Here is a 15,880-nt window from a genome sequence, read left to right as displayed (position 1 = left end):
GCCCTGAATTTCAGGGTTTTTTATGACCGATTTTTTATAAAGACTAAGATTTGGCTTTTGCATTTGGCGCGGGTTTAGGAGGATTCTTGGCCTGATCTGCCAATAATTTATTGACAACATCTAGGCTTTCTTTTGCTTGAGGAATATTTTGTTTGCTTAAAGCCTCAAAAATTTTCTTCGCTTCAGGTAAGTTCTGCGGAACAATATTGCCATTTACATACATATTGCCAGCAGCCATTAATGCGGGAATATAGCCTTTTTGTGCTAAAGATTGAATACTCGCTAAGCCTTGTTTAACAGGGGCTTCCTTTTTGGTTTTAAAACCTTGAGAAATATCGTAAAGGGCTTTTGCATGTATCGCTGCATAATTGCCTTTTTTGATTAAAGGATCAAGTTTTTGTAAGGCTTGTTTATCAGAACTGTCTTTACCTTCAGCAAATAAAATCACAGCAAGTTCAACTGTTGCATCATCAAAGCCCTGAGAAGATGCTTTTTCTAAATATTGACGAGCTTTGGCTGCATCTTTTGTTAAACCTAATCCCCCAGAAGCATAGTTTTGTGCAAGAACATAGTTGGCAATCGGATATCCTTTATTCCCAGCTTGCTGATAGAGCTCTACTGCTTTTTTATTGTCTTGTTTTGTGCCTTGGCCCGTTTGCGTTAAATAAGCTAAATTATAAGTTGCTTGGCTATTGCCTGCTTTGGAAAGTTGTTCAAGTTCTTTATAAGCATTGGTGAAGTCTTTGGCTTGTATGAGTTGTTGTACTTTGGAAAATGCTGGATCAACAGCAGGAGCTTCTGCAAATAAGCTCATGCTTGAAAGTGTGACCAGCAAAGCACATAGTGTCTTTTTCATAATTTTTATGACCCTTAATATAAATTTAATTCCATTTATTCAATGAAAATATCAAGTTAAACCTAAATTTAGATAAAGTGTATTATGCGATTGTAATTTTTGAAATGGTCATTGCTGAGAGTTTCTCTTCAATTATTGCGAGAAAACGAGTTTTGAGACGTTGAGACATGATAAGTTTACCAACTTCCTGAAGCACCGCCACCACCAGAACCACCTCCTGAGCTGCGATCATTAGACGACGAACTACTGCTTGAAGATGAACTGCTACTTGACGAAGCGTCTGAACTGGATGATTCAGAAGATGTATGAGATGAACTTGAAGATGAGTTTGAATCATCGTTTCTTTTTTGTGTCTGAGTATTCTGTTGAACAGGAACACATCGTCGATAAATAAATTGTAATAACTTAAAAATGAATATGCTGATCACTAAAGGGGCGATGGTAGCAATCATAAATTTTATAAAACCAATAATGTGAGATAAAAAATTTGAAAGCGTGCCTTTCGGAGTTGCGAATAGAAAACATAAAATCATGTAGATCAGTGCAATCCCCCATATACCCAATAATAGATAAAAAAAAGGTCGTCTAAAAAAATAAGTTGTTTTGATTGCAGATAATATAAGTCCCGTGATCAGTCCTCCAAATAAAGCGAGGCATAATAATTTTAAAATGCTCCAATCGAAAATGAGCGAAAGAAAAATAAACAAAACTAATGCAATAATAAATGTCACTAAAAAGGCGATACCTTCATTTTCACTGTTGTTATTTATGGTAGTAATATCTTTCTTATAGATGTCTTGTCCGTCGTAGCGGATAACAAACCAAAGTAAAACCATGAGTGAGCCATATAAAACTTGAGAAATATTGCTCAGTAAAATTAAGGATTTTTCAAAACGATTGGGCTCGGCAGTTGATGAAATCGCAAGATCACGACCATTGACGATATTTAAAATATTATTTTGGACATCCTGTAATCCAGTGAAATATTGATTCTCTTTAAAATGCGGTACCAATATATGTCGAATGAGTCGACCTGCTTGGATATCAGTTATCTCACCCTCTAAGCCATAACCCACTTCAAAACGCATTTTTCTATCATTTTTAGCAACAACTAAAAGTAATCCGTTATCTAATTTTTCATCACCAATTTTTATATCGTTGAAAACGTCTAAGGCATATTCTTCAATGGATACTTCACCAATACTAGGTACCATCAAAATTTTAAAATCGATATTCTTTTGTTTATAAAGTTGTTCATTTTTAACTTTTAATGTATTGATCTGTTCTGCCGATAAAGTTTTTGTTGTATCTACAACATGATTTTTTTTCAAATCTTCAAGAAGTTCTGGGGACAGTGCATATGTACAAAAACTGAAGAGACTGGCGAAAAGAAACAATACAAATGATTTGAAGGTCGTAACAAAAGTAGGGGTAAGCATTTTATAATGAGATTATATTTATATTGTGATGTGATTTTAGCCATTTTTTAGGCATAAAAAAAGCATTGAGTGTTTTAATTCGTATGGACTTGGCGTATCACGCAGACTTTGTTTAAATGGGCGACTTGAAAGTAGGTGAAAAAGATATGTTTATTAAAGGCATTAAGCGCAGTTATTTAAAAGTATTGCAAGATGACTCGATTCCAGATGAAGAAAAAATAGATGCACTACTGATGATGCTCGGTGCTGAACTTCTAGTGAGTAAAGAAGATCGTGTGTATATCTTTGAAAAGGGTGAGGCTAAAGCAAAGTTCGATGCCAAACATGCGCGTGCATACCATTTCAAAGACTATGTATGTAAAGACATGAACAAGTTATTTCATGACTTCTAATGATTCAATTGCATATTGGAATTTAGAGCCTCTTTATTGAGGCTTTATTCTTCTTGAAGGTTAAAACTTAAATTCCAAACTTGTTCCCATTAAAGTTTGATGATCTTGTTTAGATCCTTCTTCTAAAAGCAGATAAGCTGCATAACTGTAAATACGTACCTTTTTATTCAATGCATAATCTGCACCCACAATAAACTGTGAAATATCACGGTCTGTATAACCATGTTCCATTGATACTTCAGTCGCTGAATATTGTGCTTTTAAGGTCCATTTATCTGCTTGAGGAAGGTTATATTCTGCCCCCAATAACCAACTGTTTGCTTCATCAATATCATCCGCATGTCGAGCATTGCCTAGACGCTCTTCAACTTTAGAGTTTTGGTATAAACCACGTAGACTTAAACCATGATCAAGATCTACACGTCCAATCGCACGAACAGTATTGGCTGCGGCAAAAGCCCCAGAGGTGTCTGTATAAGTGTCTTCGGTATTTAAATAAGATTTACGTAAAAAATTGGTCGGCATGGCATGGTCATAGGCCAATCCTAAAGACAACTTTGAATCTGTATAGAGTAGGGAAGTCGAAATAGCATCACCTAAATGATGTCCTGCAGCTTTTGCACCGCCGTCTGATTTTTCAACACCACCGCTTGAACCCATCGGCAACATCACAGCAAGATCAATTTCACCTGAACCAGCATGAATAGCAGGGGATTCATAAATAAAACTGTCATCGACACGGTTATCACCGCCCATTACACCTTGAATATCGGCATTGTTTTCCACGGAGTTATTATAAGAATCGACCAAAACGCCTAATTGTTTCAACGGGGAATCGTGTTTACCAAATTTCACCGTTCCTAATGTTTGATCTTTTAAACCAATGAACTGATTACGCGGCGTAAGGACTCGAGGGCTTTTATCATGATCAATACTGATCAACCATTCACTTTGGTAAACGGCGCTGAGACGATCATTGAGTTTTTCTTCACCCTTAATACCGATGAGTGAGTTATTCGAATTTAATCGAAATTTATCATGATCTGGTTGAGTCGCATTGTTTTGAGGTAAGTAATCTAAAGATAAATCGAATTTGCCATAGAGGGAAGGCTTTGCATAAGCAACATGGCTAAGAACAGCGAACAAACTCGTCATCATCCAGATTGTCATTAATTTTTTGTTCATACCGCTGCCCCCAAAGATTGAGTAGCACCTTACAGCTCGAATATGAATGCAATATTAAGAAAGTGCATTTCAGAATAATACTTTCTGATTTGATGTGTGTTTGAGTGATTATTGTGCAAGTTTTTGTTTTTTATTTAAAAAATGATTAAAAAAGCCCCAATCTGGATGAGGCTGAATTTTAAACTGAATTTATTCTGTCTCGATTAGAATTTCCATTCCACGCCAGAACCAATTAATAATTGATGATCTTCTTTAGCACCTTCTTCGAGGGTTAAATAACCAGCATAACCGTAAGTACGCAATTTTTTACTGAACGCATAGTCTGCACCGCCCATCACTTGCCAAATGTCACGATCTTGTTTGCCATTTTTCATGTCAGTATTGGTTTGGGTATATTGGGCTTTTAAAGTCCATTTCTCGGCTTGAGGGAGTTTATATTCAGCACCCACTAACCAACTATTTGCTTGGTCAATATTTAGTGAGCTGGTTGAATTCCCATTTTCTTTATTCACTTGCGCATTTTGGTATAAGCCACGTAAGCTTAAGCCATTGTCTAAGTCGACACGTCCAATCGCACGGATGGTATTGGCTGCTGCAAAAGCGCCAGAGGTACTGGTGTGGGTATCGGTTGTCGTAATATAACCTTTGCGCAAGAAATTACTCGGAATGCCGTAGTCATAAGCGAGACCACCTGTAAATAAAGGTGATTTATATAAGACTGAACCTGAAAAAGTACGGCCAATATCTTTACCCGCCACCTTTGCGCCGCCTTTTGATTTTTCAATATGATCACTCGGTCCAATTGGCAACATTAAGCTAAAATCGACTTTAGCATCGTCGATCTTTAATGAAGGTGCTTCGTAGGTGAGGGTATTGTCGATACGGTTTTCACCACTCATGATGCCTTGCATATCGGCATTATTTTCAACCGCATGGTTATAAGAGTCGACCAAAACACCTAACTGTTTTAACGGCGTATCATTTTTACCGTATTTTAAAGTGCCTAACTTTTTATCTTTAATCCCAATGAACTGGTTTCGTGGCGTGAAGGTTTCATTGCTATTGCGTTTCAGCATGAATGTCCATTCAGACTGATAGACAACACTCAAGCGATCATTCAGTTTTTCATCACCTTTTACCCCAATCCAAGTGTTATTTGAATCAAGCTGAAAATGGTCATGATTTTTTTGTTTGGCATTATCACGTGGTAAATAATCTAAAGATAGATCAACTTTTGCATAAAAAGTTGGCATTGCAGCTACTGAGCCTGCAAATGTCGTGGCAATTAATGTCAGTGCAATTTTTGTTTTCACGGCTCAACCTGAATGCATATATGTAACGATGGAGCGCAGGATTCCATACTCTTTATATATCGCAAAATGATTAATTTTTATTTTATTATCAAAATATGATATTAAGGCTATATTTTAAACATTATGCTTAAAATATACGCATTAATTCCTCATATATATTCATTTTTATTATCAATAGTATAATTTTAATATTATCCAAATTGCTTATTTGTTTGCTCAAAAAGCAGGCGTGATTAAAGAAGTTTGTTTAATAATCTAAGTGTCTATTTTTAAATCAATTACTAAAATTGGAAAGATTATTTTTTTGAAGAGTTTTTGCATTAACAACATTATAGTCAAGATTAAAATAATACTGTATTTTGCTGCTTAAAGCAGTTCAATATGTACATAATGTTTTAATGACAAGAAAAAATAAAACTTTCTTTAAATGCTATACAGAGACTAAGCACATGATAATAAAAAAAGGCATCATTTTATTTTTAAGCTGTATGTTCTCTTTTGCTGTAATGGCTGAGCAGCCAAAACTGGTACCACATCCCATCGTGCTAAAAAATGGCAAGAAATTTACACTTAATCTTCCAGCGAACTACGACATTATTCCTGCGGCTGAAGGGTTAAAACGCGTTCGCTTTTTTGCTCCATCTCCAGATGGCAGAATGTTTGTCACCGATATGCAGGATTTGACCGACAACCAACGAGGGATGATTTATATCTTAGATGGTTGGGATGCTCAAACAGGAAAATTTTCTAAAATAATTCCTTATATGAAAGGATTAAAAAATCCGAACTCAGTGCAATTTTATACAGACGATCAAGGACAAGATTGGCTGTATATTGCTGAAACACATCAACTGACACGACGTAGATTTACACCAGGTGAAACTCAAGCAACCGCTCCAGCTGAGCTTTTAGCGAGATTTCCAGACTATGGTTTAAGTTATAAATATGGCGGTTGGCATCTGACCAGAACGATTGCGGTCGGTGGGAATGGAAAAATTTATGTTTCAGTGGGTTCAAGTTGCAATGCGTGCATAGAAAAAGAAAAGATTAGAGCCACTGTGATCGAGATGAATCCAGATGGCTCAGATCCAAAGATTTACGCCACAGGTCTACGTAATGCTGTCGGTTTAAAATGGATTGGTAAATTCTTATTTGCGACGAATCAAGGTGCTGATCATTTGGGGCTACACAAGCCGGATGAAACCTTCTATGGACTGAAACGTGGCGCAGACTATGGTTGGCCTTCGTGTTATTCATCGAAAGCTAAGATCACTTTAGATCCTAAATTTAAACGTTCATCTGCTTGTAAAAACGTGCCACCACCTTATGCCTATTTTCCTGCGCATTCATCAGCATTGGGCTTTGATTATTTTGATGAAACGACTCTAGATGACACGATTCAAAATGCTTTTTTGGTGGCTTTACATGGCTCAACCAATGCGGCCATAGGACATGGTTACCAAGTCGCAATTATGCGTAAAGGGAAAAAATTGGAAACATTTATGGATGGTTTTTTGCGAGGTAAAACGGTGAATGGTCGACCTTGCGATATTTACCGCATCGATGAAAAATCATTTTATTTATCGGATGATAAAGCTGGGGTGATTTATTACATTCGGCAAAATGATGTTTAAATTTTAAACCTTAAATAAAAAGCCAAAATAGATCTATTTTGGCTTTTTATGAGTCGAGAAAGACTTATTTCGGACGAGCAACATCACCATTGAGTGCTTCAGGCAAATCTAAAACATCTAAACTGAGTTCTTCAAGTGCGGCAGGTTTTGCGACCACTAGCGCTTTATACCCTTCATTGACCGCAATGCTATTCACAATTTGAACATTTGAATTTAATTGCGTTGCAGGGGCAGGGGTTGCTCCACCACCAAAAACCAAATGCAACCAACTTTTCGGCTGAGCTTTAAACCAAAGGCGAGCAATAATTTCTTGACCCAAATAGCAACCTTTGTCGTAATGAACACCTTCACGTTGATGCAAACGTAATTCTTGCGGTTGAAATAGGTGTTCAGTCTCTGCTGAAATCCATGCCTGACCAGCATCAATGGCTTTCAGCTGCCAAGCTTGAATATCCGTTTCTTCAGTTGCAAATGTTGTGATATCACCATCAAGCGTTGGGTAAACTGTTCCAGCATCTTCAAGTTTCATTTTTGAAAATGCACCAAATTTTCGAATATGTTTTGCAAATTCTTCAGCTTGGTCTTGTGTAGTGACAATCACAAAACTTTCAGGATTCAATTTTGTGAGCCATAAACCAAAATGGATACGACCTTTTAAATCACAAATTGCGGTGTAACGTGTCAGGTTTTCTTCAAGACGTTCAACATGGAGTGTGACTTGACCTTGAAGGAATTTTTGCGCATCAACACCATTTAAAGTGAATTGAGCAAAACGAAGCAACTCTTGAGACATATAACAATCCAAGTTTAAATCGAGTGTATGAATCTATCTTATTTCAGGACAGATTGAATAGTATAGCTCGATTGTGCAATGGGCGTTAATGAATCTGTCATTTGGTAAAATTTAACGTCGTATTTTCCAGGTTTCCAACCTTTTGCAGGCACTGCACTGACCCAATTTTGCTGTGAATTTTCGACAATATATTTCGGTGAAAATAACACAATTTCTTGGGTATCTTGATTGATCCATTTGACGAAAACTTGAGTATTCGGCGGGACCTTGCCATACGTGTCAAAATGCGCATAAATAAACTGTTGCTCATGCACTTCATTTAACGGTGCTGAAGCACCAGAGATGGATTGATTGCTTGAAATAAAAACTTTACCAGACAAGGTTTTCGACTCATCTTTGTCTTGGTTCATTTCTTCAATCAGTCGTTCAGCAAATTGCTTTTTATCTCGAATCCCATCTAAGTTTTGTTCTGGAAATGCTTGTTCCAAATAGGTATTAATTTTAGATTGCGGAAAGTTATTGAGAATTTCTAATATTTTATTGTGATTTTGCTGACTCAGTGTCACGACATTGGACGAATTGACCTGATCGAACTCACCTCCCAATTGGCTCAAAAAGCCAGATTCAGCAGTAGGATTTTGCTGATTTTGATTGGTCGGTTGCGAATGACTAGGAGCTTGAGATGAAAATGTCGACGTGATATACCCCAATGTAAAACTCATAAACGCAATGATGATTGTGATTATTTTTGACATAATAAATTCATTAAATTATTGATTATATTTATATTTTAAAATGCAGGTTTAAGATGTTGGTGGTAATTATCGTTTAAAACATCCAATCACCAAAAATATGCGTCAATGACTGGATGTAGTCTAAACTTTAAATGTTAAATCTAGGATTTAAACACGATGATTTAAACACTAGATATGACAGGGCAATCCAAGCGATTAGCCACAGACGTAACTTTTGCCATTAATTGAAATAGATGCACCAGTAAATGTGCTACCACCGTTTGTAACTTCTGCAACAGTTTTATTATTTCCAGACAACATTTTAATGGAATTCGTTGATCCAGATGAAACACAAAGTGCTGTTTGTGGATTCGTACCTGCAGTCACACAACCTGCTGTAGTCACAGTGATGGTTGAGTTTGCTTCTGCGCATTGTGTAGTAATGACATTAGAAGTGTTGTTATTACCAGTATTTGAACCTGTATTGCTTCCACTATTATTATTGTTTTGATCGCTACCAGAAGAGCTAGAGCTACCGCCGCCGCCACATGCTGTGAGAGCTGAAGCTAAAACAAGAAGACTAAAAAAACGCATTGGATTAGTCATAATTATTCCTTTTATTATTTAAGTTTATGTTGTCTATTTATGTATATTGGTTATCAAAATACGATATTAATGAGACTTTATATTAACATAAGTTAACAAAGGTCAAATAGTTCAAAAATAAAAGTTTTAAATATTTTTTCTATATTTTATGGAAATTTCTACATCTGAGGACATCAAATTAAAATTTTTTATAGTGTATTTTTATGTGAAATTTCGAGTTGAATATCTTTATATAAATAGACTACGACTAAAGAATGAGTCATTTTTTATGTGACTTAGCACCCAAAAAAGTACATTTAGAGCAAATATTCCAAAGTTTATGTAAGGAATTATTTCAAAAACCCTGTTTTTTATATGTAAATATATGAAATATATAAGATTTGGGAAATGGACTTTCGACAGCGTACAATGCCTGAAAATCGATTAAATCCGATTGGAAAAATACAGCTATAAAAAGTCATCAAGGCAGGTAAGCAATGAATAACAACTACCGTAAACCACTGGCAGGTACCCAGCTTGAATACTATGACGTGCGTCAAGCCGTAGAAGACATTCAGCCAGGCGCATATGCAAAACTTCCTTATACCTCAAAAGTCCTCGCTGAGCAGTTAGTACGCCGTTGTGACCCTGCGATACTTGAACAGTCATTAAAAGAATTGATTTACAGCAAGCAAAATCATGACTTTCCATGGTATCCAGCTCGCGTGGTGTGTCACGACATTTTGGGTCAAACGGCATTGGTTGACCTTGCTGGTTTACGTGATGCCATTGCAGATCAGGGCGGTGATCCATCTAAAGTGAATCCCGTTGTTCCAACACAGCTTATTGTCGATCACTCACTCGCAGTGGAATATGGCGGTTTTGATCCAGATGCTTTTGATAAAAACCGTGCGATTGAAGACCGTCGTAATGAAGACCGTTTCCATTTTATTGAATGGACAAAAACAGCATTTGAAAATGTCGATGTGATTCCTGCGGGCAACGGCATCATGCATCAAATTAACCTAGAGAAAATGTCGCCTGTCATTCAGAACCGTGGCGGAATTGCTTATCCAGATACGTGTGTAGGTACAGATTCTCATACCCCACATACTGATGCTTTAGGGGTGATTTCAATTGGTGTGGGTGGTTTAGAGGCTGAGAACGTGATGCTGGGTCGTGCCTCTTGGATGCGTCTGCCAGATATCATTGGTGTAGAGCTTGTCGGGCAACGTAAACCGGGCATTACTGCAACGGATATCGTGCTGGCTTTAACTGAATTTTTGCGTAAAGAACGTGTGGTCGGTGGCTACTTAGAATTCTTTGGTGAAGGTGCGGACAGCATGTCGGTGGGCGATCGCGCGACGATTTCCAACATGACGCCTGAGTATGGCGCAACGGCAGCGATGTTCTATATCGACCAGAACACCATTGATTATCTGACTTTAACAGGTCGTGAATCTGATCAAGTTAAATTGGTGGAAACCTATGCCAAAGAAGTAGGGCTATGGGCATCGGAGATGAAACAGGCTGAGTACCCACGTGTATTGCGTTTCGATTTGTCTCAAGTGACACGTAATATTGCAGGGCCATCGAACCCACATGCACGCGTATCGACAGCTGACTTAAAAGAAAAAGGCATTGCAGGTAACTTAGATGCGGCGCGTGCACAAGAAGCTGAAGGCTTAATGCCAGATGGTGCAATTATCATTGCGGCAATTACCTCGTGTACCAATACATCAAATCCACGAAATACGGTTGCTGCGGGCTTGCTTGCACGTAAAGCCAATGAATTAGGCTTGGTGCGTAAACCTTGGGTGAAAACGTCATTTGCGCCAGGGTCGAAAGCAGCAGCGTTATACCTTGAAGAAGCAGGTGTATTGCATGATTTAGAAAAACTCGGCTTCGGGATTGTGGCATATGCATGTACCACATGTAACGGGATGTCGGGTGCGTTAGATCCAGTCATTCAACAAGAAATTATTGATCGTGATTTGTATGCAACTGCGGTGTTATCGGGTAACCGTAACTTCGATGGTCGTATCCATCCTTATGCGAAACAAGCCTTCTTGGCATCTCCACCATTGGTTGTGGCGTATGCAATTGCAGGAACCATTCGTTTTGATATTGAAACTGATTCGCTGGGCAATGACAAAGATGGCAACCCAATTTACCTCAAAGACATTTGGCCGTCTGATGAAGAAATTGATGCTTTGGTGAAAGAGGCTGTGAAGCCGGAACAGTTCCGTAAAGTCTACATTCCAATGTTCGATTTGGGTGAGCGTGTTCAAGCGGCAAGTCCGTTATATGACTGGCGTCCGCAAAGTACCTATATTCGCCGTCCGCCATATTGGGAAGGGGCTTTGGCTGCACCACGTACCTTAAGTAATATGCGTCCGCTTGCGATTTTGCCAGACAACATCACCACTGATCATTTGTCACCTTCCAATGCGATTGTGCTTGATTCCGCTGCGGGCGAGTATTTGGCAAAAATGGGTGTGCCTGAGGAAGACTTTAACTCGTATGCAACGCATCGTGGTGACCATTTAACAGCACAACGTGCAACGTTGGCGAACCCGAAATTGTTCAATGAAATGGTGGTTCGTTCTGACGGTACGATCAAGCAAGGTTCGAAAGCGCGTGTAGAGCCTGAAGGCGAAGTGATGCGTATGTGGGAAGCGATTGAAACCTACATGAACCGTAAACAGCCTTTGATTGTGATTGCAGGTAAAGACTACGGTCAAGGTTCGAGTCGTGACTGGGCGGCTAAAGGTGTTCGTCTTGCCGGTGTAGAAGCGATTGTGGCAGAAGGTTTTGAGCGTATTCACCGTACCAACTTGGTGGGTATGGGCGTGTTACCGCTTGAGTTTAAAGCAGGCACTGACCGTAAAACGTTGAAGTTAGATGGTACTGAACTGTATAGCGTGATTGGTAATATTGCGCCTCGTTCGACGTTAACCTTGGTGATTGAACGTGCCACGGCTGATGGTAAGAATGAAGTGGTTAAAGTGCCTGTGACCTGTCGTTTAGATACGGAAGAGGAAGTGCATGTGTATGAAGCGGGTGGGGTATTACAACGCTTTGCACAGGATTTCTTGGAAGGGAATGTGGCTTGAGATTTTTGTAGCATAAATGTTGAAATTATGTGAAAAATACCCTACTTTTATGTAGGGTATTTTTTGATGTGAAAATCATGATAGAGCATGGTAATTACCTTCTTAATGTGAGAGAAGAAATTGGTAACGGTGGTTTTGGACTAGTTGAACGTGTAGAGTTATATAATAGTAAAGGAGAACGCTGTCCTGGACAATTTGCAAGAAAACGTCTAGCTGATGATCCCTACATATATACAAGTCAAGGGGTGGTACGTTCAGATATAATTAAAAGATTCGAAAGAGAAATTCTCTATCAAGAGAAGTGTCCACACAAAAATATAGTTCCAATATATTTGCATAGTATGGGTAATAACAATCCATGGTATTTAATGGATTTAGCTGATAAGGATTTAAGTAAAGAGATCAAGGCAAATAGATTAAACCATGATCAAAAGATACATGCTTTCAGGTGTATTTTAAGTGGTGTTAAATGTATACATGATAATGGTTTATTACATAGAGATATCAAACCTAGAAATGTTTTAAAATTTAATGATACCTATAAAATTGGTGACTTTGGTTTAGTTAAAAATTTGATGCAAGATCCTAATTCTGTTGTATTGACTCAAATTAACGATCCTGCAATGGGTACAGAAAGATATATAGCACCTGAGTGTGGTGGTCAACAATATAGCCCTCAAAGTGATATTTACGCAATAGGTGTACTTTTAGAGGATTTAGCTATTGATAGTAAATTTGACTCCATAATTGAAAAGGCAACTAACAGACGCCCTGCTAAACGTTATACAAATGTAGAAGAAATATTAAATGAATTGAATTCTATTATCGGGGGTGAAAAATGATTACCATATGCAAAAGCTCTGTTTTCTCTTATCCTAAGATTATTAATAAGACAAATGAAGATAGTATCTTAAGCCCTAAGAAACTTGGGGATGGATTTATATTTGCAATTGCTGATGGTGTTGGTTCATATGAGGGAGCTTGTGAAGCATCATCTCTTACAATACAATATTTAAATAGTTTAATTAGTTTTGAATATACTGAAGGTTCTATTTTATTTGCTGAATTAAAAGAAAACCTCAAAAGAATAACAAATATAAATGAGAAATATAGAAATGCAGCAACCACACTTACGTTAGCTTATGTTAGGTCGGATTCTATAACTATTGCACATATTGGTGACTGTCGTTTATATGCGTTAGTTGATAATAGATTAAAATGTTTGACAAAAGATCACACTCAACACCAAAAATTCTTAGATGAAAAAATTTATACAAAAAAAGAGCTTAGGAAATTAGATGGAGGAAATATTATAACTTCAGCAATATCTGAAAAGTTTTTAAGAAGTTATGATTTTTTCGAAATTCCTATAAATGAATTAATAAGTAGTGATGGAAAATTATCATTTTTTTTAATGTCAGATGGTGCTCATCACCACTGGGAAGAGCGTCCTAGATTTTCGAATAATACTATGAATAACGTTTTAAGGTTTAGTAATAGTTTAAATAACCGGATATTAAACAAAGGATTAGTTGATGATACATCTTTCATAGGCGTTGATTTTAAAATAAATGATTAAAATAGATAAATCTCATTCATTAGAATGAGATTTATGATTTAGAGACGAAAATTTCAAAATAGAAAGATTTATGTGTTTTTTTTAAATATTAACTAGGGTCTGTTGACATTTGCTGTTCAAAAAAATAGCGAGAAAGTAAAATTCAATCGCCAAACTAAATCTACTCCTCGCTATGCCTCGAACAATGCTGACGGATCAACACTGGTCTAAGCTGAAATCTATTCTTATCAATTTTGGTATTTATCTCAAACATAATTTGAGATTATTCATTGAAGCAATTCTCTATCGGATTAGAACGGGTTGCCCTTGGCGAGATTTGCCTGAAATATTTGGCAAACCAAACTCTATTTTTAAGAAATTTAATCGTTGGTGCAAAGACAGTAAGTTGATAAAAGTATTTAAATTATTATCCAATGATCCAGATTCAGAATGGGTTTTTATTGATGCCTCTCATGTGCGAGCACATCAACATGCGGCAGGAGTGAAAGACCAAGCTATTTCTAAAAGCATTGGTGGAAATAGTTCTAAAATCCATTTAGCTGTGGATGCGAATGGAAATCCTATTGAATTTATCATTGGTGATGGCAAGACCCATGATGTAAAAGTTGCACCTAATTTGATTGATGCTTTGGATTTAAAAGAAACAGAAATATTGTGTGCAGATAAGGGTTATGATTCAGAATTACTTAGAGAAAAAATTGAGAATACCGAAACTAAAGCGAACATTCCAAAGAAATGTAATTCTAAATCTAGCAATCAGCACATGGATTGGTATTTATATAAAATCAGGCACTTAGTGGAGAATGCATTTGCAAGATTGAAACATTTTCGAGGAATTGCAACTCGGTATGACAAGCTAAAGCAGAACTATGAAAACTCAGTTGCTTTAGCCTGTATCTTTATCTGGTTACCATTATGAAATGTCAACAGACCCTAATATATTTGATATAAATTTAAGTATTTAATAGATAATGGATTTTAAGAAATTATCATTGTCTTTGCTCACTATTTATAAAACACAATACTCTAAATAGCTCTCTATTTTATGTTCTGTTCGATCATCAAGCTTGCTTAAAAATTGGTACAGTTTGCTTACTACTATATAACAAATGCATTGATAGTTAGTTTAGTGGCAAGACCTAAGCTAACCTAGATTAAACACCGATCTTTGTTTTTTAGAGAAAAAGCCTGAGCATATGATCGGGCTTTTTTGTCTAACATTGATTAAAAAACACTCAAAAAATATGAATCATAAGATATATCAAAACTCATGGAGTTCAAGATGACGACCGCAAAAGTTTTTATGACCGGACGTAGTCAAGCCATTCGCTTACCCAAAGAATTTCATTTTAAAGGCAAAGAAGTTGAAATCTTTCGTCGTGGCGATGAAGTGGTATTGCGTGAAAAATCAGTCACAGCAGAACATTTCTTTCAGGTTTTGGCACAAATGCCTGATGACTTTTATAGCGATGAAAGAGTGGATGAACCACCACAAGAGCGAGAAAGATTTTAAGCATTGTTTATACTAACAGAACTTTTTGAAAGCCATTATCGACAAAGACTCATGTTGTTAAATAAAAAAGTCCTCTTTAAATGAGGACTTTTTAAACACATAAATGTATTAATAACTGATCACAAGCGTACAGTTCTTCAGATTGAACCTATATTGACAGTCATCCATTGCGGCTTGGGCTTCACTTACCTTCAAGTTTTTTGAGTCCTGTGGCCAAAATGATCTCGTGCCATACCCATTATATCGTATATTAAAACCATACTGACCATCCTCGCGCTGACCTCTTGCAAGAACAAAAGGCGTAGTATTGCTCGAAGAACCAGAGTCACTTTTAATACTACCAGAACATCTTTTCTGCTTACCATCCACCACATTAATAGATCGACAAGTTTTATAAGCATGTCGCAATGCAATCTGATGCTCTGTACCAGAAGATGCGGCATACGCGCCCGTTATTGGATCAAATGCAACTGCAATAAACCATCGGGCTTGAGCAGGTGCACTTGCGCCCCAACCGCAAACACTCGGATCAACCGTTTGGCAGTAACCATTGGTTGGATTGTTTGCGAAACTCATTTGACTGATGATTGCAGTCCCCAAAAGCATTAAGCTTAAAGAAATAAATTTTTCCATTTTTAATATTCTCTATATGATTTTAAGAAAATTTTATAGTGAAGTTATATTAATATATCAAATAAATACTGTCTAATATTTAATCTAAATCATGGGGTTAATGCACAT

The 15,880-nt window shown here is 37.1% G+C and carries 15 protein-coding genes; 7 read left to right on the top strand and 8 right to left on the bottom strand.

Going from position 1 to position 15,880, the window contains the following annotated elements; genetic code table 11:
* Window positions 1-43 precede the first annotated feature (43 nt).
* Window positions 44-856, bottom strand: coding sequence for a tetratricopeptide repeat protein (locus G8E00_RS13035; RefSeq protein ID WP_166012051.1), 813 nt, complete (start codon window positions 854-856; stop codon window positions 44-46).
* 176 nt (window positions 857-1,032) lie between these two features.
* The gene (locus G8E00_RS13030; RefSeq protein WP_166226560.1) at window positions 1,033-2,295 is read right to left on the bottom strand and encodes a TPM domain-containing protein; all 1,263 of its coding nucleotides are present in this window, start codon (window positions 2,293-2,295) and stop codon (window positions 1,033-1,035) included.
* 146 nt (window positions 2,296-2,441) lie between these two features.
* Between G8E00_RS13030 and G8E00_RS13025 the strand changes: the two genes are divergently transcribed.
* Window positions 2,442-2,687, top strand: coding sequence for a hypothetical protein (locus tag G8E00_RS13025; RefSeq protein WP_166226558.1), 246 nt, complete (start codon window positions 2,442-2,444; stop codon window positions 2,685-2,687).
* 60 nt (window positions 2,688-2,747) lie between these two features.
* Here the strand turns inward: G8E00_RS13025 and G8E00_RS13020 are convergent, their stop codons facing one another.
* Together G8E00_RS13020 and G8E00_RS13015 are read right to left on the bottom strand one after the other, a co-directional pair.
* On the bottom strand, window positions 2,748-3,872 hold the full coding sequence (locus G8E00_RS13020) for a porin (protein WP_227591370.1): 1,125 nt from the start codon (window positions 3,870-3,872) through the stop codon (window positions 2,748-2,750).
* A gap of 203 nt (window positions 3,873-4,075) precedes the next feature.
* Entirely contained in the window at window positions 4,076-5,185 is a 1,110-nt protein-coding gene (locus tag G8E00_RS13015) for a porin (protein ID WP_166225217.1), read from the bottom strand.
* A 449-nt stretch (window positions 5,186-5,634) separates the two neighbouring features.
* Here G8E00_RS13015 and G8E00_RS13010 point away from each other — a divergent pair, with 449 nt between their 5' ends.
* Window positions 5,635-6,819, top strand: coding sequence for a PQQ-dependent sugar dehydrogenase (locus G8E00_RS13010; RefSeq protein ID WP_171522902.1), 1,185 nt, complete (start codon window positions 5,635-5,637; stop codon window positions 6,817-6,819).
* A 64-nt stretch (window positions 6,820-6,883) separates the two neighbouring features.
* On the opposite strand, the gene ygfZ is transcribed toward G8E00_RS13010, so the two are convergent.
* From ygfZ to G8E00_RS12995, 3 genes are all read right to left on the bottom strand, one after another.
* Window positions 6,884-7,612 (bottom strand): CAF17-like 4Fe-4S cluster assembly/insertion protein YgfZ, encoded by a 729-nt coding sequence (gene ygfZ, locus G8E00_RS13005; protein WP_166012049.1) that lies wholly within the window; start codon window positions 7,610-7,612, stop codon window positions 6,884-6,886.
* 38 nt (window positions 7,613-7,650) lie between these two features.
* Window positions 7,651-8,367: a hypothetical protein gene (locus G8E00_RS13000; RefSeq protein ID WP_166012048.1), complete on the bottom strand. Its 717-nt coding sequence runs from the start codon at window positions 8,365-8,367 to the stop codon at window positions 7,651-7,653.
* A 195-nt stretch (window positions 8,368-8,562) separates the two neighbouring features.
* Window positions 8,563-8,952 carry a hypothetical protein gene (locus G8E00_RS12995; protein WP_166225214.1) on the bottom strand — a complete coding sequence of 130 codons (390 nt, stop codon included), beginning with the start codon at window positions 8,950-8,952 and terminating at the stop codon, window positions 8,563-8,565.
* Window positions 8,953-9,428: 476 nt separating this feature from the next.
* Between G8E00_RS12995 and acnD the strand changes: the two genes are divergently transcribed.
* The 5 genes from acnD to G8E00_RS12970 all read left to right on the top strand — a co-directional run bounded on the left by acnD (window position 9,429) and on the right by G8E00_RS12970 (window position 15,139).
* The gene (gene acnD, locus G8E00_RS12990; protein WP_166225211.1) at window positions 9,429-12,047 is read left to right on the top strand and encodes a Fe/S-dependent 2-methylisocitrate dehydratase AcnD; all 2,619 of its coding nucleotides are present in this window, start codon (window positions 9,429-9,431) and stop codon (window positions 12,045-12,047) included.
* Between the two features lie 29 nt (window positions 12,048-12,076).
* Window positions 12,077-12,889 carry a protein kinase domain-containing protein gene (locus G8E00_RS12985; RefSeq protein ID WP_196781992.1) on the top strand — a complete coding sequence of 271 codons (813 nt, stop codon included), beginning with the start codon at window positions 12,077-12,079 and terminating at the stop codon, window positions 12,887-12,889.
* Entirely contained in the window at window positions 12,886-13,626 is a 741-nt protein-coding gene (locus G8E00_RS12980) for a PP2C family protein-serine/threonine phosphatase (RefSeq protein ID WP_166225208.1), read from the top strand. The genes G8E00_RS12985 and G8E00_RS12980 overlap by 4 nt, the downstream gene beginning before the upstream one ends.
* A 172-nt stretch (window positions 13,627-13,798) precedes the next feature.
* Entirely contained in the window at window positions 13,799-14,545 is a 747-nt protein-coding gene (locus tag G8E00_RS12975) for an IS5 family transposase (protein WP_166225205.1), read from the top strand.
* A gap of 363 nt (window positions 14,546-14,908) precedes the next feature.
* Window positions 14,909-15,139: an antitoxin gene (locus G8E00_RS12970; RefSeq protein ID WP_166225202.1), complete on the top strand. Its 231-nt coding sequence runs from the start codon at window positions 14,909-14,911 to the stop codon at window positions 15,137-15,139.
* Between the two features lie 108 nt (window positions 15,140-15,247).
* Here the strand turns inward: G8E00_RS12970 and G8E00_RS12965 are convergent, their stop codons facing one another.
* Window positions 15,248-15,772, bottom strand: coding sequence for a hypothetical protein (locus G8E00_RS12965; RefSeq protein WP_166225199.1), 525 nt, complete (start codon window positions 15,770-15,772; stop codon window positions 15,248-15,250).
* Window positions 15,773-15,880: the final 108 nt, after the last annotated feature.

It is taken from the genome of Acinetobacter shaoyimingii, assembly GCF_011578045.1.
Taxonomy (GTDB): Bacteria; Pseudomonadota; Gammaproteobacteria; order Pseudomonadales; family Moraxellaceae; genus Acinetobacter; species Acinetobacter shaoyimingii.
The sequence above is the reverse complement of the archived record's forward strand: the minus strand, read 5'-3'. Positions and strand labels throughout refer to the sequence as shown.

Bases quoted from the DNA above. Each gene is read 5' to 3' on its own strand.
- acnD (WP_166225211.1), top strand. From the start codon at position 9,429: ATGAATAACAACTACCGTAAACCACTGGCAGGTACCCAGCTTGAATAC.
- G8E00_RS13035 (WP_166012051.1), bottom strand. From the start codon at position 856: ATGAAAAAGACACTATGTGCTTTGCTGGTCACACTTTCAAGCATGAGC.
- G8E00_RS12980 (WP_166225208.1), top strand. From the start codon at position 12,886: ATGATTACCATATGCAAAAGCTCTGTTTTCTCTTATCCTAAGATTATT.
- G8E00_RS13010 (WP_171522902.1), top strand. From the start codon at position 5,635: ATGATAATAAAAAAAGGCATCATTTTATTTTTAAGCTGTATGTTCTCT.
- G8E00_RS12975 (WP_166225205.1), top strand. From the start codon at position 13,799: ATGCCTCGAACAATGCTGACGGATCAACACTGGTCTAAGCTGAAATCT.
- G8E00_RS13030 (WP_166226560.1), bottom strand. From the start codon at position 2,295: ATGCTTACCCCTACTTTTGTTACGACCTTCAAATCATTTGTATTGTTT.
- G8E00_RS12970 (WP_166225202.1), top strand. From the start codon at position 14,909: ATGACGACCGCAAAAGTTTTTATGACCGGACGTAGTCAAGCCATTCGC.
- G8E00_RS13025 (WP_166226558.1), top strand. From the start codon at position 2,442: ATGTTTATTAAAGGCATTAAGCGCAGTTATTTAAAAGTATTGCAAGAT.
- G8E00_RS12995 (WP_166225214.1), bottom strand. From the start codon at position 8,952: ATGACTAATCCAATGCGTTTTTTTAGTCTTCTTGTTTTAGCTTCAGCT.
- G8E00_RS13020 (WP_227591370.1), bottom strand. From the start codon at position 3,872: ATGAACAAAAAATTAATGACAATCTGGATGATGACGAGTTTGTTCGCT.
- ygfZ (WP_166012049.1), bottom strand. From the start codon at position 7,612: ATGTCTCAAGAGTTGCTTCGTTTTGCTCAATTCACTTTAAATGGTGTT.
- G8E00_RS12965 (WP_166225199.1), bottom strand. From the start codon at position 15,772: ATGGAAAAATTTATTTCTTTAAGCTTAATGCTTTTGGGGACTGCAATC.
- G8E00_RS13000 (WP_166012048.1), bottom strand. From the start codon at position 8,367: ATGTCAAAAATAATCACAATCATCATTGCGTTTATGAGTTTTACATTG.